At 63.7% G+C, this 21989-nt stretch carries 22 protein-coding genes; 12 read left to right on the top strand and 10 right to left on the bottom strand.

From position 1 onward, the window contains the following. The first annotated feature begins 99 nt into the window (after positions 1 to 99). Positions 100 to 570 (top strand): MarR family transcriptional regulator, encoded by a 471-nt coding sequence (locus tag M2497_RS19690; protein WP_248482468.1) that lies wholly within the window; start codon positions 100 to 102, stop codon positions 568 to 570. Positions 571 to 593: 23 nt separating this feature from the next. Here M2497_RS19690 and M2497_RS19685 read toward each other — a convergent pair whose 3' ends face one another. From M2497_RS19685 to M2497_RS19675, 3 genes are all read right to left on the bottom strand, one after another. Next, positions 594 to 1604 (bottom strand): pyruvate dehydrogenase, encoded by a 1011-nt coding sequence (locus M2497_RS19685; RefSeq protein ID WP_248482466.1) that lies wholly within the window; start codon positions 1602 to 1604, stop codon positions 594 to 596. A 333-nt stretch (positions 1605 to 1937) separates the two neighbouring features. Continuing rightward, positions 1938 to 2966, bottom strand: a complete 1029-nt coding sequence (locus M2497_RS19680) for an AraC family transcriptional regulator (RefSeq protein WP_248482464.1) — start codon at positions 2964 to 2966, stop codon at positions 1938 to 1940. Next, the gene (locus M2497_RS19675; protein ID WP_248482462.1) at positions 2963 to 4093 is read right to left on the bottom strand and encodes a carbon-nitrogen hydrolase family protein; all 1131 of its coding nucleotides are present in this window, start codon (positions 4091 to 4093) and stop codon (positions 2963 to 2965) included. The genes M2497_RS19680 and M2497_RS19675 overlap by 4 nt, the downstream gene beginning before the upstream one ends. A 212-nt stretch (positions 4094 to 4305) precedes the next feature. Between M2497_RS19675 and M2497_RS19670 the strand changes: the two genes are divergently transcribed. Both M2497_RS19670 and M2497_RS19665 read left to right on the top strand, forming a co-directional pair. Continuing rightward, positions 4306 to 6345, top strand: coding sequence for an NADPH-dependent 2,4-dienoyl-CoA reductase (locus M2497_RS19670; RefSeq protein ID WP_248482460.1), 2040 nt, complete (start codon positions 4306 to 4308; stop codon positions 6343 to 6345). A gap of 57 nt (positions 6346 to 6402) precedes the next feature. Beyond that, entirely contained in the window at positions 6403 to 7287 is an 885-nt protein-coding gene (locus M2497_RS19665) for a pyridoxal-phosphate dependent enzyme (RefSeq protein WP_248482458.1), read from the top strand. Here the strand turns inward: M2497_RS19665 and M2497_RS19660 are convergent. From M2497_RS19660 to M2497_RS19650, 3 genes are all read right to left on the bottom strand, one after another. After that, on the bottom strand, positions 7277 to 7834 hold the full coding sequence (locus M2497_RS19660) for a cytochrome b (protein WP_071493484.1): 558 nt from the start codon (positions 7832 to 7834) through the stop codon (positions 7277 to 7279). The genes M2497_RS19665 and M2497_RS19660 overlap by 11 nt on opposite strands. A 114-nt stretch (positions 7835 to 7948) precedes the next feature. Next, positions 7949 to 8776, bottom strand: coding sequence for a phosphonoacetaldehyde hydrolase (gene phnX / locus M2497_RS19655; RefSeq protein WP_248482456.1), 828 nt, complete (start codon positions 8774 to 8776; stop codon positions 7949 to 7951). Beyond that, complete coding sequence (locus M2497_RS19650) at positions 8773 to 9894, bottom strand: 2-aminoethylphosphonate--pyruvate transaminase (protein ID WP_248482454.1); 1122 nt, start codon at positions 9892 to 9894, stop codon at positions 8773 to 8775. The genes phnX and M2497_RS19650 overlap by 4 nt, the downstream gene beginning before the upstream one ends. A 110-nt stretch (positions 9895 to 10004) precedes the next feature. On the opposite strand from M2497_RS19650, the gene M2497_RS19645 reads away from it, so the two are divergent. Next, positions 10005 to 10862, top strand: coding sequence for a LysR substrate-binding domain-containing protein (locus M2497_RS19645; RefSeq protein ID WP_248482452.1), 858 nt, complete (start codon positions 10005 to 10007; stop codon positions 10860 to 10862). 100 nt (positions 10863 to 10962) lie between these two features. Then, a complete protein-coding gene (locus M2497_RS19640) occupies positions 10963 to 11670 on the top strand; it encodes a YebC/PmpR family DNA-binding transcriptional regulator (protein WP_071493480.1) in 708 nt (235 codons plus the stop codon). 43 nt (positions 11671 to 11713) lie between these two features. On the opposite strand, the gene M2497_RS19635 is transcribed toward M2497_RS19640, so the two are convergent. Beyond that, positions 11714 to 13015 carry a protein kinase gene (locus M2497_RS19635; protein WP_248482450.1) on the bottom strand — a complete coding sequence of 434 codons (1302 nt, stop codon included), beginning with the start codon at positions 13013 to 13015 and terminating at the stop codon, positions 11714 to 11716. Between the two features lie 39 nt (positions 13016 to 13054). Continuing rightward, positions 13055 to 14149 (bottom strand): cell division protein ZapE, encoded by a 1095-nt coding sequence (gene zapE / locus M2497_RS19630; RefSeq protein WP_248482448.1) that lies wholly within the window; start codon positions 14147 to 14149, stop codon positions 13055 to 13057. 224 nt (positions 14150 to 14373) lie between these two features. On the opposite strand from zapE, the gene M2497_RS19625 reads away from it, so the two are divergent. From M2497_RS19625 to M2497_RS19595, 7 genes are all read left to right on the top strand, one after another. Then, complete coding sequence (locus tag M2497_RS19625; RefSeq protein WP_248488229.1) at positions 14374 to 14862, top strand: spore coat U domain-containing protein; 489 nt, start codon at positions 14374 to 14376, stop codon at positions 14860 to 14862. Then, positions 14856 to 15398, top strand: coding sequence for a spore coat protein U domain-containing protein (locus M2497_RS19620; RefSeq protein WP_248482446.1), 543 nt, complete (start codon positions 14856 to 14858; stop codon positions 15396 to 15398). The genes M2497_RS19625 and M2497_RS19620 overlap by 7 nt, the downstream gene beginning before the upstream one ends. An 18-nt stretch (positions 15399 to 15416) precedes the next feature. Continuing rightward, positions 15417 to 15959 carry a spore coat protein U domain-containing protein gene (locus M2497_RS19615; RefSeq protein ID WP_034107216.1) on the top strand — a complete coding sequence of 181 codons (543 nt, stop codon included), beginning with the start codon at positions 15417 to 15419 and terminating at the stop codon, positions 15957 to 15959. 2 nt (positions 15960 to 15961) lie between these two features. After that, entirely contained in the window at positions 15962 to 16450 is a 489-nt protein-coding gene (locus M2497_RS19610; RefSeq protein ID WP_071493476.1) for a spore coat U domain-containing protein, read from the top strand. 25 nt (positions 16451 to 16475) lie between these two features. Continuing rightward, the gene (locus tag M2497_RS19605; RefSeq protein WP_248482445.1) at positions 16476 to 17264 is read left to right on the top strand and encodes a molecular chaperone; all 789 of its coding nucleotides are present in this window, start codon (positions 16476 to 16478) and stop codon (positions 17262 to 17264) included. 71 nt (positions 17265 to 17335) lie between these two features. Further along, the gene (locus M2497_RS19600) at positions 17336 to 19693 is read left to right on the top strand and encodes a fimbria/pilus outer membrane usher protein (RefSeq protein WP_248488228.1); all 2358 of its coding nucleotides are present in this window, start codon (positions 17336 to 17338) and stop codon (positions 19691 to 19693) included. A gap of 50 nt (positions 19694 to 19743) precedes the next feature. After that, on the top strand, positions 19744 to 20664 hold the full coding sequence (locus tag M2497_RS19595; protein ID WP_248482444.1) for a spore coat U domain-containing protein: 921 nt from the start codon (positions 19744 to 19746) through the stop codon (positions 20662 to 20664). Here the strand turns inward: M2497_RS19595 and M2497_RS19590 are convergent. Together M2497_RS19590 and M2497_RS19585 are read right to left on the bottom strand one after the other, a co-directional pair. Beyond that, positions 20661 to 21398, bottom strand: coding sequence for an anti-sigma factor (locus tag M2497_RS19590; protein ID WP_248482443.1), 738 nt, complete (start codon positions 21396 to 21398; stop codon positions 20661 to 20663). The genes M2497_RS19595 and M2497_RS19590 overlap by 4 nt on opposite strands. Next, positions 21395 to 21901, bottom strand: coding sequence for a sigma-70 family RNA polymerase sigma factor (locus M2497_RS19585; RefSeq protein WP_248482442.1), 507 nt, complete (start codon positions 21899 to 21901; stop codon positions 21395 to 21397). The genes M2497_RS19590 and M2497_RS19585 overlap by 4 nt, the downstream gene beginning before the upstream one ends. Positions 21902 to 21989 lie beyond the last annotated feature (88 nt).

The following is a 21989-nucleotide window of genomic DNA, read 5'->3' as shown; positions in this document are numbered from 1 at the left end:
AGTGCCGGCAAATGTAATTGCAATTGCAACTACATGGCCGAATCTAGCGCGGGATGAGCTACTATTGCAACCTTCTTGAAATTCCCCGGATGGTGTTGCATGTCGTCGAAAGAGCCAGATGTATGGTTCCGTTTTGTCAGGGCCCACAGGACCGTCATCCGTGAAATCGAGCGTCGCCTGGCTGAGGCGGACCTGCCGCCGTACGCCTGGTACGACGCGCTATGGGGCCTGGAAAGCGGCCCCGACGGCACCCGCCGCATGCACGAATTGGCCGATGTGCTCGCCATCGAACGCTACAACCTCACGCGACTGGTCGACCGTCTGGAAAAGGACGGTCTGGTGGTGCGTTCCCGCTCCGACGGCGATGGCCGCGCGGCGTTTGCCTCGATCACCGAGGCCGGTCGGGTGCTGCGTAAAAAGATGTGGAAGATCTACGAAAGCACGGTGGATGAGTTGTTTCTGTCGCAGATTGAGCCCGAGCAGCGCCAGGGCTTTGCCGACGCGTTGGAGCGCACCGCCGGGCTGGCGATGGACGCGGGCGTGCAGACCCGCAGTCGCCGCAAAATCTGAAACCCCACGGCGCTGCCTTGCCGTCACTCGCATTCCAGTGCATAGCGCTTCATCGCGTCCTGCACTTGCCGTGTGCCGATCCGCCCTTCATCCGCCAAGGCCCTGAGCGCCGATACCACGATCCAATATCGACTCGGTGCCGCCGCCTGTACCGACCCCGCGCCCAGTGCCACAAAGCGTGCATCCATGTACGCCCCTAACTGATCGACAATCGCCTGCGGATAGCCGGTTACCGCAATCACCGGCGCAGCACTCCCCGCCAGGCAATCACGCAAATGGCAACCGCGCTTGGGCAGCCTGGGGTGCAAGCGATTCCAGCGTTCAGCGGCGGCTGCCTCGCGGGCCAGTCGTGTGTAGCTGGGGCAGCTCCATAGCTGCGCACTGATGTTCCAGTCCTGTTTGAGCAAGCGCCTGGCGTGTACCACCTCGTCAAGCGCGAGGCCTGCGCCGAGCAATCGCACGTCGAAGGGGCTGTTGCACTGGAGTGGGTACATGCCCTTGAGCGCGGCCTCTCGGTCCTGCTTACTCAGGGGCGCTGCGCTGTCCTGATCATGCAACGCCAGGTAATAGAAGCCAGGCTTGCCATCGACATACAGGCTTCGCAAGGCCGCCAGCACAATTGCGCGGGCTTCTTCCCCTGAGGCCGGGTCATACGGGGTACAGCGTGGATGAGTGGCCAGCCACAACGGCAGGGACGGTTGCGTGCCTTTGGGCCAGCGGGAGGGCTGGTTTTCAATGTCGTTGCACAGGATGCCGCGCTGCCGGGTAACGTTCGACAGCGCGCTCAACTGTGCCGCCGAGTGCGCGCTGTGCAGGTACAGCAAGGGTTTTTCCACGGCGTTGCGGGCGAACCAGGCGGGCCAGTTACCCTCGCGTCGGGAGCGCGACTGGCCGTGGATCACCCAGGCCTGGCGGCTGGATTCGAGGGTGCTGGCCATGCTGATCACGGTGTGCAACGGTGACCGGCTGGCGGGGGTGGCAGTGCTCAAGGCGTCGATACAGAGCTGCGCGGCGTGTGCGGTAGCGGCGGTCATGGAGAGGGTCACCTGGCGACGAATGCCCATACCCTAATGCAAATCTGTATTTAATTGCAATTGCAATGATTGCAATAGTTCCTCGGTCGTCAGGTGCTAAATCCCTGCAACGCTGCTACGTTTAATCCTTGAGTGCAGGAACGTCATGACGTCGACATTTTTTCGTCATCACGGCACTTTAGGCTGGTGATGCAGGTCATTTATCTGCAACCCCTGTTAACGCAAGAAGGAGTCCGCCATGGACGATTACCAGGAAGAACTGCTCGAGTACCACGCGATTGAGTTGGACCCGCTGGAACCGGCAGACGATGCAACAGAGCTGTAATAAAGACTTCAGGCGGAATGCCGCTGACTGCGGCGAAATTCCCCTGGGGTCTGGTTGTTCCACCGCCTGAACGCCCGTTGAAATGCCTGGGCCGAGGCAAAACCGAGCAAGTAGGCGATCTCGCCGAACGCCAGTTCCGTATCGCGAATGTAGGTCATGGCCAGGTCGCGGCGGGTATCGTTGAGAATCGCGCGAAACTGAGTGCCCTCATCGGCCAGTTTGCGGCGCAGCGTCCAGGTCGGCAGCTTCAAGCGTGCCGCCACTTCTTCGAGGTCGGGTTCCCGGCCGCCATTGAGCATCGGCCCGAGCAAACGGGTAATGCGCTCGCGCAGGCTGCGGGTGCGGGTCAGTTGCTCCAACTCTCGCTCACACAGCTGCAACAACAGGTTCCAGGTGCTGGGGCAGTGCTGCGGGTTGCGCAGGGCCAGGGTGTGCTGGTCGAGGCGCAGTTGATTGGCGTCGGCGCCGAAGTGAACGTCTCCCAGCGCGTCGTAGCGTTCGCTGTACTCCGGCGCCTCGAACTCGATGTCGATGCGCTGCGCCTGCACCGGTTGCTGGGCCAGGCTCGACAACTGATGCAGCCAGCCGGCGATGATCGAGTCCACCACGAAGCGGTTGTAGGCGTTGTAGGGGCTGATGGAGTAGAAGCGCAACCAGGCGCCCTCGGCATCCTCGACGAAGCTCGACTGCCCGCGATAGTTGGAGCCATACAGCGCCTCGAAGCGGGTCAGCGCGCGCGCCGCCTCCCGCACAGTGGGCGCCTGGGCCGCGGTGACACCGGCCAGCCCCGCCTGGCTCAAGCGGCTGAGCTGGCCCATGCGCAGGCCCAGGCCTGGGTCGCCGGTGAGCTGGATGGCGGCGTGGCCCAGGCGCATGTAGCGCGGGATCGACAAGCGTGCACCGGCTTCGGCGAGGCGCGCCGGGTCGAGTCCGTATTGCAGCAGCAGCGGCTGCGGGTCCAGGCCGTGGCTGTGGATGGCATCGGCCAGGCTGTGCACGAAGCCCACCGACAGGTCCCCCAGCCGTACCGGTTTCACAACCAGATATTCAACAAGCGCGCGCCACGGGCCTCGCCATCGGCGCTGATTTGCCCGTTGCTGCTGAGAAAGCTGTGCCCGGCGGTGCCCAGGTCCCAGAACTGCCCGCGCAGGAACACGCTCATGCCGGCGCTGGCCTGGCTGATCGGCTGTTGGCTGATCAGCGTAAGACGGCGCCAGGCTTCGCCCTCACTGAGTTCTTCGGGCTTGAGGCTGATTTCGGTCGGGGTGGACACGCTTTTGAAGCCGCGCCAAGGGCGGTCCCAGGTGTCGCGCCCCAGCACAAAGGCTGGCACCGCGATCAATTGCGCGCCTTGTTCGTTGAGCTTGCGGTAGTTGTCCGGGTACCAGCTGTCGCTGCCGACCAGTACACCCAGGCGCCCGGCCGGGGTGTCGACCACGCTGACGACGTTTTCATCGCCGGGCTTGATGAAGCCGCGCTCATCGTAGATCGGGTAGAGCTGGCGCTGCGGGTCACCGATCGGTAGCCCGTCAGCGGCAAATACCACGCTGGCGTTATACAAGGCGCCATGGCCGACCTGCAGTTGCCCTTGGCTGACGCTGGGGTTGGGCAGGGTGATCGAGCCGGCCACCAGGGTGACCCCGAACTCCTTGGCCAGACCGCCGAACAACAGCTGGTAGTCCCGCGCCATGCCCGAGGCTTTCATGCGCAGGTAGGCGTCGTCGGTGCGGTTGTCGCCGGTGGCGCTGATCCAGGCGCGGGCGAACAGCAGCGGGTTGCTGACCGACAGCCAGTTCATCGCATCCTTCACATGGAGCGCCTGGTACACCTCGTTCTTTTCGCCGGTGAGCATCAGCCAGGTGCCGATATGTTCGGGCAGCACCACGATGGTCTTGTCGTTGATCAGCCCCTGGTCCCGGGCTTTTTGCAGGTAGGCCGCGAGCTTCAGGTGCAGGCGTTCCAGGCTCTGGTAGTCGGCGGGAAACAGCTCCGGCTGGATGCCCAGCAGGTTGCCGCGGTCGGCAGGCAGGCCTTCGTTGACGGCCAGGGTGATACGAAGGTCCGACAGGTAATGCGCCACGGGGCGCTCCTGGGTCCAGACCAGATACGCGGCGATGGCGGCAACCAGCGCCAGGGAGACGGTAAAAGCAAGAAGTTTACGCATGGGGGAACAGACAACAGACCGTGTGCAGGGTTCGCCGACTAGGGTAGGGCCCATGGGCGGGCTTGCCAAGGGGCGCTGTGCATTTGGATCAATAACTTGTCAGTTTCAGTCATTGAGCCGTCATCCACCGCCTCTTAGTCTGTGAGACATAAACCGATGGCGGGCCGCACGAGCCCGTCACACCCCGTGATGATCCGTTGTGGAGCTTGACCATGACCGCTGCTGCCTACCCGCATCTGCTGGCCCCGTTGGACCTGGGTTTTACCACCTTGCGCAACCGTACCCTGATGGGCTCGATGCACACCGGCCTGGAAGAGAAACCCGGCGGTTTCGAACGCATGGCTGCCTATTTTGCCGAGCGCGCCCGGGGCGGTGTGGGCCTGATGGTCACCGGCGGCATCGGCCCGAATGACGAGGGCGGTGTGTATGCCGGCGCGGCCAAGCTGACCACCGACGCAGAAGCGCAGAAACACAAGATCGTGACCCAGGCGGTGCACGCGGCGGGTGGCAAGATCTGCATGCAGATCCTCCACGCCGGCCGATATGCCTACAGCCCCAAACAGGTCGCGCCGAGTGCGATCCAGGCGCCGATCAACCCGTTCAAGCCCAAGGAACTGGACGAAGAGGGCATCGAAAAGCAGATCCAGGATTTCGTCACCTGCTCGCTGCTGGCCCAGGTCGCCGAGTACGACGGCGTGGAAATCATGGGTTCCGAAGGCTACTTCATTAACCAGTTCCTCGCCGCCCATACCAACCATCGCACCGACCGCTGGGGTGGCAGCTACGAAAATCGCATGCGCCTGGCCGTGGAAATCGTGCGCCGCGTGCGTGAGGCCGTGGGCCCGAATTTCATCATCATCTTCCGCCTCTCGATGCTCGACCTGGTGGAAGGTGGCAGCACCTGGGAAGAGATCGTGCAGTTGGCCAAGGCCATCGAAGGCGCCGGTGCGACGATCATCAACACCGGTATCGGCTGGCATGAAGCGCGCATCCCGACGATTGCCACCAAGGTGCCGCGTGGCGCGTTCAGCAAAGTCACCGCCAAGTTGCGCGGTGCGGTGCAGATTCCGCTGATCACCACCAACCGCATCAACACCCCGGAAATCGCCGAGCAGATTCTTGCCGAGGGCGATGCCGACATGGTCTCCATGGCGCGCCCGTTCCTGGCCGACCCGGAGTTCGTCAACAAGGCCGCCGCCGGCCGCGCCGATGAAATCAACACCTGCATCGGCTGCAACCAGGCCTGCCTGGACCACACCTTTGGCGGCAAGCTGACCACTTGCCTGGTCAACCCACGGGCGTGCTACGAAACCGAGCTCAACTACCTGCCGGTCAAGCAGATCAAGAAGATTGCCGTGGTCGGTGCCGGTCCTGCCGGCCTGGCCGCCGCAACGGTGGCCGCCGAGCGTGGCCACCAGGTGACGTTGTTCGACTCCGCCAGCGAGATCGGCGGCCAGTTCAACATCGCCAAGCGGGTGCCGGGCAAGGAAGAGTTCTTCGAAACCCTGCGCTACTTCAAACGCAAATTGCAGACCACCCATGTGGAGCTGTGCCTCAATACCCGCGTGGATGTGGCGCAACTGGCGGCGGGTGGCTACGACGAGATCATCCTGGCCACCGGTATCGCACCGCGTACCCCAGCGATTCCGGGCATCGACAACGCCAAGGTGCTGAGCTACCTGGATGTGATCCTGGAGCGCAAACCGGTCGGCAAGCGTGTGGCGGTGATCGGCGCGGGTGGTATTGGTTTCGACGTGTCGGAATTCCTCGTGCACCAGGGCGTTTCCACCAGCTTGGACCGCGAAGCATTCTGGAAGGAATGGGGCATCGACACCCGGCTGCAAGCCCGTGGCGGCGTGGCCGGGATCAAGCCGCAACCCCATGCACCGGCGCGTGACGTGTTCCTGCTGCAACGCAAGGCCTCCAAGGTCGGCGACGGCCTGGGCAAGACCACCGGCTGGATCCACCGCACCGGCTTGAAGAACAAGCAGGTGCAGATGCTCAACAGTGTCGAGTACCTGAAGATCGACGATGCCGGCCTGCACATCCGCATCGGCGCCGAAGGCGAACCCCAGGTGCTGGCGGTGGACAACATCGTCATCTGCGCCGGCCAGGACCCACTGCGCGAACTGCACGACGGCCTGGTCGCCGCCGGCCAGAACGTGCACCTGATCGGCGGCGCCGATGTGGCGGCCGAGCTGGACGCCAAGCGCGCCATCAACCAGGGCTCGCGCCTCGCCGCCGAGCTGTAAGACCCTGGGCGGGGCGGTGGTAGACTACCGCCCCGTTTTTCATGCAGATCCCGCCCGATGGGTCCCTTCGATTGGCTTCCCCACGCACCGCTTGAACCGCTGCACCTGGATTGGCTCAGAGGTGTCGAGCTGGCCGTGTTGCGCCTGGACCGCATCGACCCGCTGATCAGCGGCAACAAGTGGTTCAAGCTCACCGGGCACCTGGCGCAGGCGCAAGCCGCTCGCGGCCTCATCAGCCTGGGCGGGGCTTATTCCAACCATCTGCATGCATTGGCGGCCGCCGGCACACGCTTCGGTTTCCCCACCGTCGGCCTGCTGCGCGGGCACCCGCAAGACACCCCCACCGTTCTCGACCTGAAAGCCTTCGGCATGCAGCTGCATTGGCTGGGCTATGGCGGCTATCGCGTGCGGCATGAACCCGGTTTCTGGTTGCCGTGGCGTGAGCAGTATCCCCACCTGCACCCTGTGCCCGAGGGCGGCGGTGGTCGGGAGGGCGCCCTGGGTTGCGCGGTGCTGGTCGAGCAGGTGCGTGCACAGTTGCACAGCGTGGGCTGGGCGGACTACGACGGCTGGTGGCTGGCCGCAGGCACCGGCACCACGCTGGGCGGCCTGGCACTGGCAGAGGCGGGCGCGCACCCGGTGTACGGCGCCATGGCGGTGCCGGACGATCACGGTGTGGCGCAGAACGTCGAGGCCATCGTGCAGGGAGGCTATGAACTGCTGGACGCCAGTCGAGGTGGCTTCGCCAAAGTCGACCCCGAGTTGCTCGACTTCATCGACACCACCCAGCAGGCCTGCGGCGTACCCTTGGAGCCGCTTTACACCGGCAAGGCGTTACTGGCCTTGAAGACCCGGATCGAAGCCGGGCGCTTCGCCCCCGGCACTCGCCTGGTCTTCGTCCACACCGGCGGCCTGCAAGGCCAGCGAGGCTTCAAGGGTTAGCGCGCTTGCCCGGCATCATCCGCAACGCGGTGTTGTCCCGCAGGATGTAATGGTGGGCGATCCCGGCCAGCGCATGCAGCCCGATCAACCAGTAGCCGATCTTGCCGAACAGCACATGCCAGCCTTCAATCTGCTTGGCCAGCGCCTTGTTTTCCGCGATCAGCGGCGGCAATTCCATGCCATAGAACATCACCGAATGCCCCTCGGCGCTGACAATCAGCCAACCCGCAATCGGCATGCCGATCATCAACGCGTACAGCGCAACGTGCATCAGCGTCGCCAACAGGCTCTGCCATGGCGGCGGCGCCGGTACGATCTTCGGCGCCACTCCCAGGCTGCGTGCGAACAGGCGCAACCACACCAGCACAAACACGGTAAGGCCGAACATGAAGTGCATCTCGACGATCAACGTTCGCGCACCGCTGCCTTTGGGAAACTGGCCGCGTAACTCAATGCAGGCGTAGACCACCGCCAGCAGCACCACCATCAACCAGTGCAACGCAATCGACATGGTGCTGTAGCGTGTATCGGAGTTTTTCCACGGCATCGCTGGGTTCCTCACTCATCAGGGCAAACCTCCATTCTTTGGCGATGGAGTCCTTCTACTGTATGCCGGTTTTGAGCGGTTTGCCTGGGGTAAGTGCCGTGATGTTGACCTCTATCAGTAGCTCTGCGGCATTTGCCCACGGGCCAGGCGCGCATTGATGTCGGTGATGACCGCAGGCAGGTCGTTGATGGTGTCGATCAGGTAGTGCGGCCGTGAGCCTGCGAACATCGCCTCGATGCGCTTGCGCTCGCTGGCCAGTGTGGCAGCGTCCAGTGCACGGAACTGTTCGTAGGTCAGGCCCAGGGCATTACCGGAGCAAGTCAGGGCGACGGTCCACATCCCGGCGCGGCGGCCTTCGAGGATGCCCGGCACGGTGTCGTCGACCTTCACGCACGCCGCCACATCGTCGATGCCCAGCGCAATCACGTTGGCCAGGGCCTGGGCTGGCCATGGGCGACCGTTGGGCACTTCGTCGGTGGCAACTACGTGGTCGGCGATATAGCCGTTGGTGGCGGCCAGTGCGACCACCTTGTCCATCACTTGCTTGGGGTAGCCGGAGCACGAACCGATCTTGATGCCTTGCACCCGCAAACGGGCGAGGGTGTCGAGGGCGCCGGGAATCAGCGCCGAGTGTTCGGCGATCTTCTCGATCTGCAACGGCATGAAGCGCTGGTAGATGGCCGTCACGTCATCGTCGGTGGGCGTGCGGCCGAAGGCGTTGCGGTAGCGCTCGGCGACTTGCGGCTGGTCGCACAGGGTGCGGATGTGGTCCCACTTGCCCATGCCCATCGGGCCACGGGCTTCTTCGATGGAGACTTGCACGTCGAATTCGGCGAAGGCTTCGACAAAAATCTGCGTGGGTGCGAAGGAGCCGAAGTCGACCACGGTGCCGGCCCAATCGAGGATCACGGCTTGCAGGGTGTTGGGGTTTTGATAGTTCATGCGTGTGCTCCAATCGATGAAAGGGTAATACCCATGGCCTGCAGTACGTCAGCGATGGCGGTGACGGCGGCGTGCATGTCGCTGGCATCGACATGGCCGATGCAGCCCACGCGGAAGGTTTCCACCTGGGTCAGTTTGCCCGGATACAGAATGAAACCCTTGGCCTTGACCCGTTCATAGAAGTCCTTGAAGTGGTAGCGCGGGTCCTGCGGGGCGTGGAAGGTGATGATGATCGGCGCCTGGATGTCCGCCGGCAGGAAGCTGCGCAGGCCCCGTTCGGCCATGCCGTCCAGCAGTGCCTGGCAGTTATTGGCGTAGCGTTGATGACGTGCGCGCAGGCCGCCTTCTTCGGCGTATTGCAGCAGTGCTTCATGCAGGGCCGCCACCACGTGGGTCGGCGGGGTGAAACGCCATTGGCCGGTCTTGGCCATGTAGCTGTGCTGGTCGAACAGGTCCATTGCCAGGGAGTGGCAGTTGCCATGGGCGGCGGCCAGCGCCTGTTGGTCGACGAAGACAAAGCCCATGCCCGGCACGCCTTCCAGGCACTTGCCTGAAGCGGCGATCAATGCGTCGAACGGTACTTCGCGGGCGTTGATCGGTAGCGCACCAAAAGAACTCATGGCGTCGACGATCAGGCGCTTGCCGTGGTGTTTCACCACCTGGGCGATCTCGGCCAAGGGGTTGAGGATGCCGGTGCTGGTTTCGCAGTGGATCAGCGCGACGTGGGTAATGGCCTTGTCGGCGTGCAGCAGGCGGTCCACATCGGCGGCGGTGGTGGGTTGGTCCTCGGCGGTTTCGAAGGTGCTGAATTCGCGGCCCAGTACTTCGCAGATCTTCGCCAGGCGCTTGCCATAGGCGCCGTTGATCAGCACCAGCACCTTGCCGTCGCGTGGGACCAGGGTGCCGATGGCCGCTTCGACGGCAAAGGTGCCGCTGCCTTGCAAGGGCACGCAATGGTGGCTGGCGGCGCCATCGATGATTGCCAGCAACTGTTCGCAGACGCTGGCGGTGAGCTGGTTGAAGCGGTCGTCCCATGAGCCCCAATCCACCAGCATGGCCTGGCGGGTGCGGTTCGAGGTGGTCAGGGGGCCGGGGGTCAGCAGGATGGGCGTCGTCATTACAAATCCTCGCGAAGCATCGGTTGAATCTACGGCGCCTAAATTGCAGTTTGGCTTGTCATCAATCAAATTGTTTGTTGTTATGCGAGCTATCAGTGAGGCCGATAGCTATGAACCTGTTCCAACTGCGTGCATTCGATGCGGTGGCCCGCGAGGGCAGTTTTACCCGTGCGGCGGCGCGGCTGTTCATCAGCCAGCCGGCGGTGACCGGGCATATCAAGGCCCTGGAGGAGCACTACCAGATCGCGCTGTTGCGTCGCACCGCCAGGCGCGTGGAACTGACCGAGGAAGGCACGCGCCTGGCGGCCATCACTCGGGCGATCTTCGGTCTGGTGGACGAGGCGCAGACCCTGCTGGAAGCCAATCGCCAATTGCTCACCGGGCGCCTGGAAGTGGCGGCGGACGGTCCGCACCTGGTGATGCCGATGATCGCCAGCCTGCGTGCGCGGTATCCCGGGATCACGGTCAATCTGCGCCTGGGCAACGCCCAGGAAACCCTGGCAGCGTTGCTGTCCGAGCATGCGGACGTGGCGGTACTGACCGAGGTGGAGCCGCGCAATGGCCTGCACTTGCAGCCGTTGGCCGAATCGCGGATCTGCGCGCTGGTGCCGGTGGCGCATCCGTGGGTCAGGCAGGCCGAGGGTGTTCAGCTGGAGCAACTGCATGAGGTCATCATGGTGCTGCGTGAACCCGGCTCCATCACCCGGCGCACGTTTGACGGTGCTTGCCTCGTTGCCGGTGTACAGCCCAGGGTGCTGCTGGAGCTGGACAGTCGCGAGGCGGTGACGGAAGCCGTGGCTGCCGAATTGGGCGTTGGGGTGGTGTCGTCGATGGAGGTCAGCCCCGACCCGCGGGTGTGCGCGGTGCCGATCCAGGGTGATGGCCTGGTGAACCGTCACCTGCTCGGCTGCATGGAACGGCGCCGCGCATTGCGCCTGATCCAGGCGTTTTTCGAGTTGGCGCCCTGACGGTTTTTTGGTGGAACGATGCGTTCTTGCGCTATAAACTCTGCCCCCAAAGCGCCGGCCAGTAGACGTTTCGGCGCGATGGACATAAAGAGAGTGAGTCATGGGCGCACAGTGGAAAGTCAAACATAAAGAAGCGGCAGCCAATGCCAAGGGCAAGATCTTCGGCAAGCTGGTGAAAGAAATCACCATCGCCGCCCGCAATGGCGCCGACACCGCGACCAACGCGCACCTGCGTCTGGTGGTGGAACAGGCCAAAAAGGCCTCGATGCCCAAGGAAACCCTGGACCGCGCCATCAAGAAAGGCGCCGGTCTGCTCGGCGAAACCGTGCAGTACCACCGCGTGACCTATGAAGGGTTTGCCCCGCACCAGGTGCCGCTGATCGTCGAGTGCGTGACCGACAACATCAACCGCACCGTGGCGGAAATCCGCGTGGCGTTCCGCAAGGGCCAGCTGGGCGCTTCCGGTTCCGTGGCCTGGGACTTCAACCACGTCGGCCTGATCGAAGCCTCGCCGGACAGCCCGGACGCCGATCCGGAAATGGCCGCCATTGAAGCCGGCGCCCAGGATTTCGAAGAAGGCGAAGAAGAGGGCACCACCCTGTTCATTACCGAGACCACCGACCTCGACGCCGTGCAGAAAGCCTTGCCGGAGCAGGGTTTCACCGTGTTGTCGGCCAAGCTTGGCTACCTCTCGAAGAACCCGGTGAGCGGTTTGAGCGATGAGCAGATGGCGGAAGTCGAAGCCTTCCTCGAAGGCCTGGACAACCATGATGACGTGCAGGATATGTTCGTCGGCCTGGCGGGCTGAACCTTCAACATGTGTGAGGGGGCTTGCCCCCTCACACATCGGGTCAGCGCAGTTGGATAGAGGCCAGGATGGCTTCGATCTCTTCGAATCCAGGCCGTGCCAGCACATCGGGCTGACAGCACCTTGCTTGTAGCGTCAGCCATTCACCGCTCACCTGTTCCTCAACCCGCTCCAGCAACTCCCCCAGCAAAATCCCGAACGCGCGCACTTCAATACGCTGCAACGCCCTGGTTTCCTCGGTGTCCGCTGTGGCATGGAACGACGCGGCGCCGAAGTCCCCGAGCAGGCAGTCACCTGCTTCATTCCACAGAATATTGTGGCCATACAGGTCGCCATGGGTGATGCCGTGCCGGTGCAGATGCGCCGCGACCGAGGCGATGCCACGGGCGATGCGCAACGCCACGTCAAGGCTGAAACGGGTGTCCGGCGTGTAGATATCCCGGGTGCACGACGCCAGGCTCGGCAGTGCCGCGAGGTTGCGGTAACTCGGGTCGATCAGGTCCATCACCAGGGCGGCCTGGTCATCGGGGTGGCCGACCACGCGGCCTTCGACCTTGATCAGGTTGGGGTGCAGCCCGGCGGCGATACAGGCCTGCATTTCGTGCAGCGGTGAGCCGTCACTGGTGATGCTGCCCTTATAGAGCTTGACGGCGACGGGTGTGTTTGAGGGTGTCCACTGTGCTTTGCGGATCACGCCGGACGCGCCTTCGCCCAGTACTTCGGCCAGTTCCAGTTCGGACCAGGGAATGTCCGGCGTGGTGTATTCACCCGCCACCGTCACCGCCATTTCCACCGGGTTACCGGCGTAGGCCAGCCAGGTCAGGCTCGGCAGCGTCAACAGCCACTGCGGCAGGCGCGTGAAGCGGTTGGAGGCGATGCGCAGCAGTTCGAGGTTGTGGCAGTCGGCGAGGCTTTGCGGCAGGTGCGTCAGGTGGTTGCCCGCCAGCATCAGTTTTTGCAGCAATGGCCGTTCGCCCAATGCCTCGGGCAGTTGGCTGATGCGGTTATCGGTCAGGATCAGCCAGCGCAGCAGCGGCGGCAACGCGGCGGCGGGCACGTGGCTGATCTGGTTGGCCTTGAAGCCGATCATGCTCAGGTTGGCGCATTGGCCGAGGCAAGCCGGCAGTTCGGTGAACAGGTTGTCCGAGCAGAACAGTACGCGCAGGTGCGGCAGACGGTGCAGGTCGTCGGGCAGGCTGCGCAGGGCATTGCCGCTGAGGTTGAGGATTTCCAGGGAGTCGGCCAGTTCGAAGATTTCCCGGGGGAATTCGGTCAGCCCGCAGGACAGGTCCAGGCGCGTGATGCCGGCCAATTGGCCGGCCTTGAGTTGGGCGAGGGTATTCATGAACGGCGCGGTCACTCGGCAAGAAGGCGTGGAAGGCGCTCATGATACCGGGTCGGACGCGGGTTGCGGGGGGGCCTGCTGCAATTGTCCAAGACGGCTGGCGGTGCGGGCCAGGTCGATGGCCTGGCCGCTCAAGGCAACCTCGAGCGGTAATTCGCCGATCAGTACCAGGTGCTTGTCGCGGTCGTAAAGCACATCCACCAGGTTGATAAAGCGCTGCTGCACGGCAATCGGGCAGTTCGCCAGTTGAGGCAGGCCGTCGATGATCCAGTGGTCGTAGTCCTGGCACAGCAGCAGGTAGTCCATCACCGCCGTCAGTTGTTCGCACAGGTCGTTGAAGGTGAAGGCAATGCTGCGCCCTTGATGGCGGCGGCACATCAAAGTCCGATGGCCGACGCCCAGGGGGCGGGGCGGGCTGTCTACGGCGGGCAGGTCGAGCGCCGCCCGCTGCCCCGGGGTGCCCGGCCAGACGTATTGGCCGCAGGTGAAACGTTGCGCGCTCCGGGCCTGGGGCAGGCTGCGAAAGTCCTGGGGCGAACTGACTTCCAGCACCTCCATGCGCGCTGCGATCAGGTCGATCACCGGCTTGAAGCGCTCGTGGTACAGGGGGTTGGGCAGCAACCCTTGCGGCGCATAGTTGGACGTCACCAACACCAGTACACCGCGCTCGAACAGGGCCTTGAACAGCCGCGTGATCAGCATGGCATCGCCGATATCATGGACGTGGAATTCGTCGAAACACAGCACCCGGCAGCCTGCCAACTGCTCATCGAGCGTCGCGGCCAGGGCATCGTCCTGCGCATGGTGCGTGAACATGCCGCGATGCAGTTGGGCGAAAAAATCATGGAAGTGCACGCGCTGCTTCTCGGCGATCGGCAACGCCTGGAAGAACCCGTCCAGCAGCCAGCTTTTGCCGCGCCCTACGGGGCCGTGGAGGTACAGGCTGCGGGCGGGCTGGCCGACGAGCAGTTGTTGGGTTTCCCGGGCCAGGGCAGCAATTGCGCGGGTTTGACCGGTGCTCAGGGTGTAACCCTGTTGCGCGGCCTTTTGCTGAAAAAACGCGGGAATGGGCGAAGCGCCAAGGGGCCCGGGCTTTTGGCCGAGCAGGCGACGGATCAGGGAAAGCGCGGCCAATGCAAGTCACTCTGTATTTCGGTGGTCGCTCACTTTAGGACGCTCGTCGCGTTTTGACCAATAGAGAAGGGCGCTGCCAGCTATCTCGAAAAAGCATCTCACGCCGGCAATCCTGTCCAGACTGGCAGTTTCTCGCTGAGTGACTAACCTCCTACACAGCAGTCACCCGTGTACAAGGATTTGGGGCAGTGAAGGGACGAGCAGTATTGGCAGTCATGGGCGCAATGCTCTGCAACGCGGCTTACGGTGCACAGCTCCAGGTGGAGGTGCGTATCGACGTGCAGCGGGGCTGCCAGTTGGTGGGCACCACCCGCAGCGCTGGTATCGAGCAATTGGGCGTACTGGATTTCGGCAGCGGCCCGCGTCTGGATGACCCGGCCGGGCCCCTGAGTGCGGCGCTGATCAGCCAGCGCCAACCGCGCCTGGAGTGCAACCCCGACACGCCGTACCAGGTCCGCGTCGATGGCGGCCTGCATGGTGGCACCGGTGAAGTGCGCTACCTCAGTGCTACTACATCGACCCAACCCATTCCCTATCGCATCTATGCCGACGCGGCGCGGCGCGTGCCGTTGCCCGTGGATGTGCCGCTCAGCGGCCGGGTGCCGGACGCAGGTTTCGTCGACCTGCCGCTCTATGGTCGCATCGAGCCGCTCAAGGAGATCCCCGCCGTCGGCCGCTACACCGACCTGCTCAAGGTGACGGTGACATGGTAAGCCGTTGCCTGGCCCTGGTGGCCATGGGTGGCCTGCTGGTGCTGGCAGATGACGTGCAGGCGGCTGTCGCCAGCGGGTTTATCCAGGCGCGGCTGGTGATCACCGCCAGTTGCGAAGTGAGCAAAAGCGTGGAGAGCGCGCCGGTCAACCCCACGGGCGGCACGGCGATGCTCGACTTCGGCAGTCAGGGTCCGACCTGGAACAATCCATTGGGTGCTGGCGTCACCGCGGGCGACAAGGCGCCCTTGGCGGTGTCGTGCAACCCCTCGGTCTCGAGCTTCACCGTGACCATCGACGGCGGCACCAACGGTGATGGCACCACTCGGCGCCTGAGCAATGGGCGCCAGATGATTCCTTATCGACTGTCCGCCGACCCGCAGGGGCACAGCACCTATAGCATCGGGCAACAACGCAATTTTGTCGTGGCCAAGGGCACCCAGATACCGATCCCGGTGTTTGGCTCCGTGGTGGCAAATACCAGTGCCTTACCGGCAGGGATCTACACCGACACGTTGACGGTGACACTGGACTGGTAACTCAAGAGGATGAAAACCATGCATGTACTTGTTTCGCGATTGGGTGTGTGTGCGCTGGGCCTGGCAATGGCCTCCAGCCTCAATGCCGCAACTACGGTGACCGGGCAGATCACCTCCAGCCTGATATTGATCGCCAGTTGCCAGGTCAACGGTTCGGGCGCGGCTACCGGGTTGAACTTCGGTAGCTTGAATTTCGGCACCACCAACAGCCTGTTCACCAACGCCGATGCCCAGTTGCTGGGCGGTACTGGCACCGGTGGCGCGTTGTCGATCCTGTGTTCCAGTGGCACTACGCCAGCGGTCAAGGTGCGCGCCGGTGCACATGACGGCGCGTCCCCCGGTGGCAGCCGTGCATTGGCCGACGGTGCGGGCAACTTCGTGCCCTACGATTTCTACACCGACAGCGGCCATTCCGCGCTGCTGGCGATTGACGGTGTGATCACCCTCGCCACCAGCACCGGGGTGGCACAGACCGTCAACCTCTATGGTCGGGCGGTGGGCAAAGCGGGGCTGCCGGCAGGCACCTACACCGACACCGTGGCCGTGGAACTGACGTTCTAGCAATGTGGCTCAGAGCGTTGCTGGCCTGTGGGCTCGCGGTGCCGTTGCCGTTGTCGGCGGTGACCAGCCAGAGTTTCCAGGTGAGCGCGACCATCATCCCGGGCTGCCTGATCGTGGGCGGCAGCTCCAATTATGGTGCGCTGACCTACGGCAGTTATTCGGCCCTGGCTACCAGCACGGTCACGGCGGCGCTGACGGGGGGCGTGACCTTGCAGTGCACGCCGGGGGTGACGCTGAGCATGAGCGTCGACGGCGGGCAGCACAGCAGCACCGGGCGCAATCTGCAGCTCAATAGCGGTAGCGCGCGGGTGGCCTACCAGTTGTTTCAGGATGCGGCGTTCAGTCAGAGCCTGGGGATCGGCCAGAGCGTCAACGTGGCCTACAGCGATGCGAACAACATCAGCCTGCCGATCTACGGGCGGGTGCAATTGCCGGGCAATCAGCCTGGGGGGACATACAGCGACACGCTGCAGGTGCAGCTGACGTGGTAAGGCTATCGGTATAAGGAGTGGGGTTATGCGTTCACCATCCCGGCGGTTGTGGGCCGCGGGTATTGCCTTGAGTGCGGTGTGCACGGCGGGGCTTGTGCAGGCGGCCAGTTCGGTGCTGATCTGGCCCATCGACCCGGTGCTGGAGGCCGATCAACAGGCGAGCGCGCTGTGGCTGGAAAACCGTGGGACTGAAACCGCGAGCCTGCAGATTCGCGTGTTTGCCTGGAGCCAGAGTGGTTTCGAAGAGCAATACCAGAACCAGCGTGATGTGATCGGCAGCCCGCCCGTCGCGCGGATCGAGCCAGGGCAGAAACAATTGGTGCGCCTGACCCGCACCCGTGAAGTGCCACCGGGGCAAGAGTTGGCCTACCGCATCATCATCGATGAAATCCCTTCACCCTTGCAGGTGCCCACGCCGCCGGAAGGCAAGAACACCGCAGCGGCGATCCGCTTTCAGATGCGTTATTCGGTGCCGCTGTTCGCCTACGGTGCGGGCCTGTGGAACAAGGAGGACAGCACGCGCCCGCGTGACCCCAAGGGCGCGGGCAAGCCGGATCTGAGCTGGCACAAGGTCACGGTAGCAGGGCGTGACTATATCGAAGTGCGCAACCAGGGCGCTGTGCATGCGCGCCTGACCGATGCCGCATTCAAGCAGGGCGGGCAGACCCGACCCTTGGTGGATGGCCTGCTGGGCTACGTGCTGCCGGGCGCCAGCATGCGCTGGCCGGTGCCGCCAGCGCTGTCGGCCGACCAGCCGCTGCAGGTCAGGGTCAACGGCGCACCGCAGTTGGAGAGCCTCGCGCCGCAGCGGTAACAAGCCGGTAACGGGGCAGGAGCGCCCCGGGATTTAAACGGATGGAGATGTCCATTGAAGGACACAACGCCATGGTGAGTCGTGGTCTGGCTCGCAGTCTATGGCTGTCGGTGGTGGGCGGGCTGGGCGGCGCAATGGTTGCGCTTCCGAGCGTGGCTGGCGACCTGCCACCGCCCCCGAGCAGTATGGAGGCTGTCGCCGATGCACAGTTGTTTCTGGCGCTGGTGGTCAATCAGATGGACACCGGCCGCGTTATCGCGGTCGATCAACGGGCTGGGCAACTTTATGTGTCGGCCAGCGCGCTGCAGGACGTGGGCATGAAGCTGCCCGGCGAATTGAGCGGCAGCGTGGCGCTGGACAAGATCCCCGGCCTGCACAGCGAGTACGACAGCAACGGCCAGCGCCTGCTGCTGGATGTGCCGCCGTCGTGGCTGAAGGAACAATTCATCGGCAACCGCAACACCTACCCGCGCACCCAGGCAATGAGCAGCTTTGGCGCCTTGCTCAACTATGACCTGTACTTCAACGATACAGACGAAGGCGGCAGCTACCTCGCCGCCTGGAACGAAGTGCGGCTGTTCGACCACTGGGGCACCTTGTCCAACACCGGCCAGTACCGCCAGACCTTGGCCGATGGCGTCAGCAGCAGTACGTTCAACAACGGCTACCGGCGCTATGACACTACCTGGCGCTTCTCCGATGATGAGCGGCTGCTGACCTACGAAGCCGGTGACGTGATCAGCGGCGCCTTGCCCTGGAGCAGTTCGGTGCGCCTTGGCGGCGTGCAGTTCTCGCGGGACTTCGCGGTGCGTCCGGACCTGGTGACTTACCCCCTGCCGCAATTTGCCGGTGAGGCCGCGGTGCCGTCGTCGGTGGACCTGTTTATCAATGGCTACAAATCCGACAGCGCGCTGTTGCAACCGGGGCCGTACACCCTGACCAACGTGCCGTTTATCAACGGAGCGGGCGAAGCGGTGGTGGTGACGACTGACGCCCTGGGTCGCCAGGTGTCGACCACGGTGCCGTTCTATGTGACCAGCACCCTGTTGCAAAAAGGCCTGACGGACTTTTCGGTGGCCGCTGGCACCTTGCGCCGGGAGTACACCCTGAAGGACTTCGCCTACGGCCCCGGCGTGGCGAGCGGTACCTTTCGTTATGGTTATTCCGACAATTTGACCCTGGAGAGCCATGCCGAAGCCTCCACTGACCTGACCCTGGGCGGCCTGGGTGGCAACCTGCGGCTGGGCAACCTCGGCGTGCTCAATGCCGCCGTCAGCCAAAGCCGATTTGAAGGGCGCAGCGGCCAGCAACTGAGCCTGGGGTATCAGTACAACAGCACGCGCTACAGCCTGTCCTATCAGCGGGTGGAAAGGCACGACGAGTACGCCGACCTGACCCTGGTCGACACCGCTTACGCGAGCCTCAGCAAACGCAGCGAGCAGGTGACGCTGAGCCTCAACCTTGAGCGTTTTGGCAGCCTGGGCATGGGGTATTTCGATGTGCAGGCGGCGGACGATTCGCGCACGCGGCTGCTCAACCTGAGCTGGAGCAAACCGCTGTGGCGCAACACCAGTTTCTACCTGTCGGCCAACCGCGAGATCGGCGACAGCAACTGGGCGATGCAGGCGCAACTGGTGATTCCGTTCGACCTCAACGGCAGCCTGGCCTTGAGCACCGAGCGCAGCAAGGACGGCGCCAGTCGCCAGCGCCTCAATTACAGCAGCGCGGTGCCCAGCGAGGGCGGGGTGGGCTACAACCTCGGTTATGCCCAGGGCGATGGCGCGGCATATCGGCAGGCCGACCTGACCTGGCGCTTGCAGTCGGTGCAGCTGCAGGCAGGCGTGTACGGCAGCAGCGATGCCGAGACACGCTGGGCGGATGCCAGCGGCTCGCTGGTGTGGATGGGTGGCGACACCTTTGCCGCCAACCGTATCAATGATGCCTTCGTGGTGGTGAGTACCCAGGGTTTCGCGGGTATCCCGGTGCGCTACGAGAACCAGCTGGTGGGCGAAACCGACCGTAATGGGCATCTCCTGGTGCCGTGGAGCAACGCGTACTACCGCGCCAAGTACGAAATCGATCCGCTGAACCTGCCGCTCAATGTGCAGAGCCCGAATGTGGAACAACGTGTGTCGGTGCGCCGTGGCAGTGGCTACCTGCTGGAGTTTCCATTGCGCCGGGTACTCGCGGCGAGCGTTACCCTGGTGGACACCCAGCATCAGGAATTGCCCTTGGGCAGCCTGGTGGTGCACGAGCAAAGCAACCAGCAGGCGGTGGTTGGCTGGGACGGCCTGGTGTACCTGGAGAACCTCTCGGCGCATAACACCTTGCAGGTCACGCTGGGTGAAGGGCGTACGTGCCAGGCGCGATTCGAGGTCGACGAGCAGCAACAAGGCGTGCCGCTGATCGGGCCGTTGGTGTGCCAGTGAGACGCGTGGGCTGGCTGTCGCTCCTCGGGATGGTGTGCTCGGGGCAGGCAATGGCGCTGTGTTCGACGGTGGCGACGGCCCCGGTGAGTTTTGGCTCGGTGAGTTCGATCAACGTACGCACCACGACGCAAAACAGTTCGACCCTCAACGGCGGGTTGAGCTGCACCGCTTCACTGATTGCCCTCGGCACCAGTGACCACTTCTATGCCACGATCACCTCGACCACCAGCGGCATGGTCGGCCCCACGGGGGATGTGATCGGTTATACGCTTTATGGCAATAACACCACCACGTTCCCTATTACACGCGGGCTCCAGTTCGATTTCGGCCCCAATGGCATTGCGACAAGCGCGGGGCTTTTGACGGGGCCGGGCAGCAAGAACCTGCCGCTTTACGTGGGCAGTATTACCGGGACGAATGTGGCGGCCGGCGTGTATACCGAAGTCCTCAGCGTTGCATGGACCTGGGATTATTGCATTGGCCTGGGGGTGGGTAACTTGTGCGTATTGCGCGACAAGAACCTGACTCCCCAAGTCAAGCTCCTGACCGTGAGCATGACCGTCACCAATGACTGCCAGATCACCGCGCCCAATATCAGTTTTGGCAGTGCGCCCGTTATCAGCGGGTTCACCGCTGTCACTGGCCAGACCATCAGTATTTCCTGCACCAAGGGCAGTGCCTACAGCGTGGGCCTGAGCGACGGCCAGAACGCTGTCAGTGTGGGCGGGCGGCGGCGCATGATCTCAGGCACCAATTACCTGGCCTACGACATCTTCAAAAGCGCCGGCACCACGCGCTGGGGCAGCGTGGGCGCGGCGCGGCGCGACAGTTCCAGCGCCGAGGTCAACCCCGGCAATGGCCTGGGTATCGGCAGCCAGGTGTTCAACTACAACGCCAGGATCTACACCGATCAAACCACACCGCCCGCCGGCACCTACCTCGACAACGTGGTACTCGACGTGGGTTTCTAGAACTTCAGCATCGCCGGGGTGGGCTGATCCGCCGGGCTGACCACCGCATAGTTGTAGCCGGCACCGGACCAGTACTGGGCCTGCAAGCCATCGGCGCTGCGGCTGCCACGGGGCAGGAAGCCGTTTTCCGGGCCTGGCGGGCGGATGTAGAAGCTGATGCGCCGCCCTTGCGGGTCTTCGTACAGCACCATGGCGGCGGCGCCTTGCTCGGTAGTGAGCAAGCGCCCGCTGACCGGCGTGAAGCCCGACGCGCTCAGGTCAGGCAGGCGGTGGGCCTGGTTGAAATAGCGGTCGAGCCAGGCCTGCATCGTGCCGCCGCCCTGGCCTTTGTAGTCGGCCGGCATGATGCCGTCCTGGGCAAACAAGCGGAACGCCTGCATCGCATCGGCCATCGGCAGTTGGGCCGGCTGGCTGACTTCACGGGCGTGCCAGCCGCCGACACCGCCGAGGCTGACAGCGATCAGCAGCACGGCTGCCGTGGCGAAGTGGCGGCGTGATTGACGCTTGATGCGCTGGCGGATCAGCGCCGGGTCCAGGTCCGGGTTGGCCGGTTGCTGCAGGGCACCGCCCAACGCAGCACGCAGCAACTGCGCGTCGTGCTGCCAGGCATGGACCTGGGCTGCGACATCCGGGTGGGCCGCCAGATAGGTTTCAAGTACACGGCGATCACTCTCCAGCAGTTGGTGATCGACGTAGGCATGCAAATCGCGTTCGCTGGGGGGCAAGCTGATCATTTGAGTATCCGCAGGGAAGGGCTGGCAATTTCGCCATCACTGAGTTGACGCAGGGCTTGGCGCGCCCGGGACAGGCGTGACATCACTGTGCCGAGGGGCACATCGAGGATCTCGGCGACTTCCTTGTAGCTCAAGCCTTCGACCGAAACCCACAGCAGCAGGGCGCGCTGCTCGGTGTTGAGCTGATCGAAGGCTTGCAGGGTCGATTGGGCGATCACCGTGCGTTCGACCGACGGCTGCACATCGTCACGCCCGGTAAAGAATTCCAGCATGCGCGCATAACGCCGGGTGCGGCGGTGGGCATCGAGGAATTGGCGGTAGAGGATCGAGAACAACCAGGCGCGCAAGTCGCCTTCGACACGTTTATCGGCCCAGCTGATGATCGCCCGCTCCAGGGTCGACTGCACCAGGTCGTCGGCGCTGCTGGCGTTACGGGTCAGGGACACGGCAAAGCGCCGCAGCCTGGGGATGAGTTCGCGTAACTGTTCGTCGAGTTCATGCATGGGAATCTGGCTGGTCACTACGCTGGGATTAGAGAGACGTGCGCCGTTGAGGGTTATTCCCCGTGCGTGAAAATAAATCCAGGGCCAG

Source organism: Pseudomonas sp. CYM-20-01 (assembly GCF_023169845.1).
GTDB lineage: Bacteria > Pseudomonadota > Gammaproteobacteria > Pseudomonadales > Pseudomonadaceae > Aquipseudomonas > Aquipseudomonas azotoformans.
This window is presented reverse-complemented; position numbering and strand designations above follow the sequence as displayed.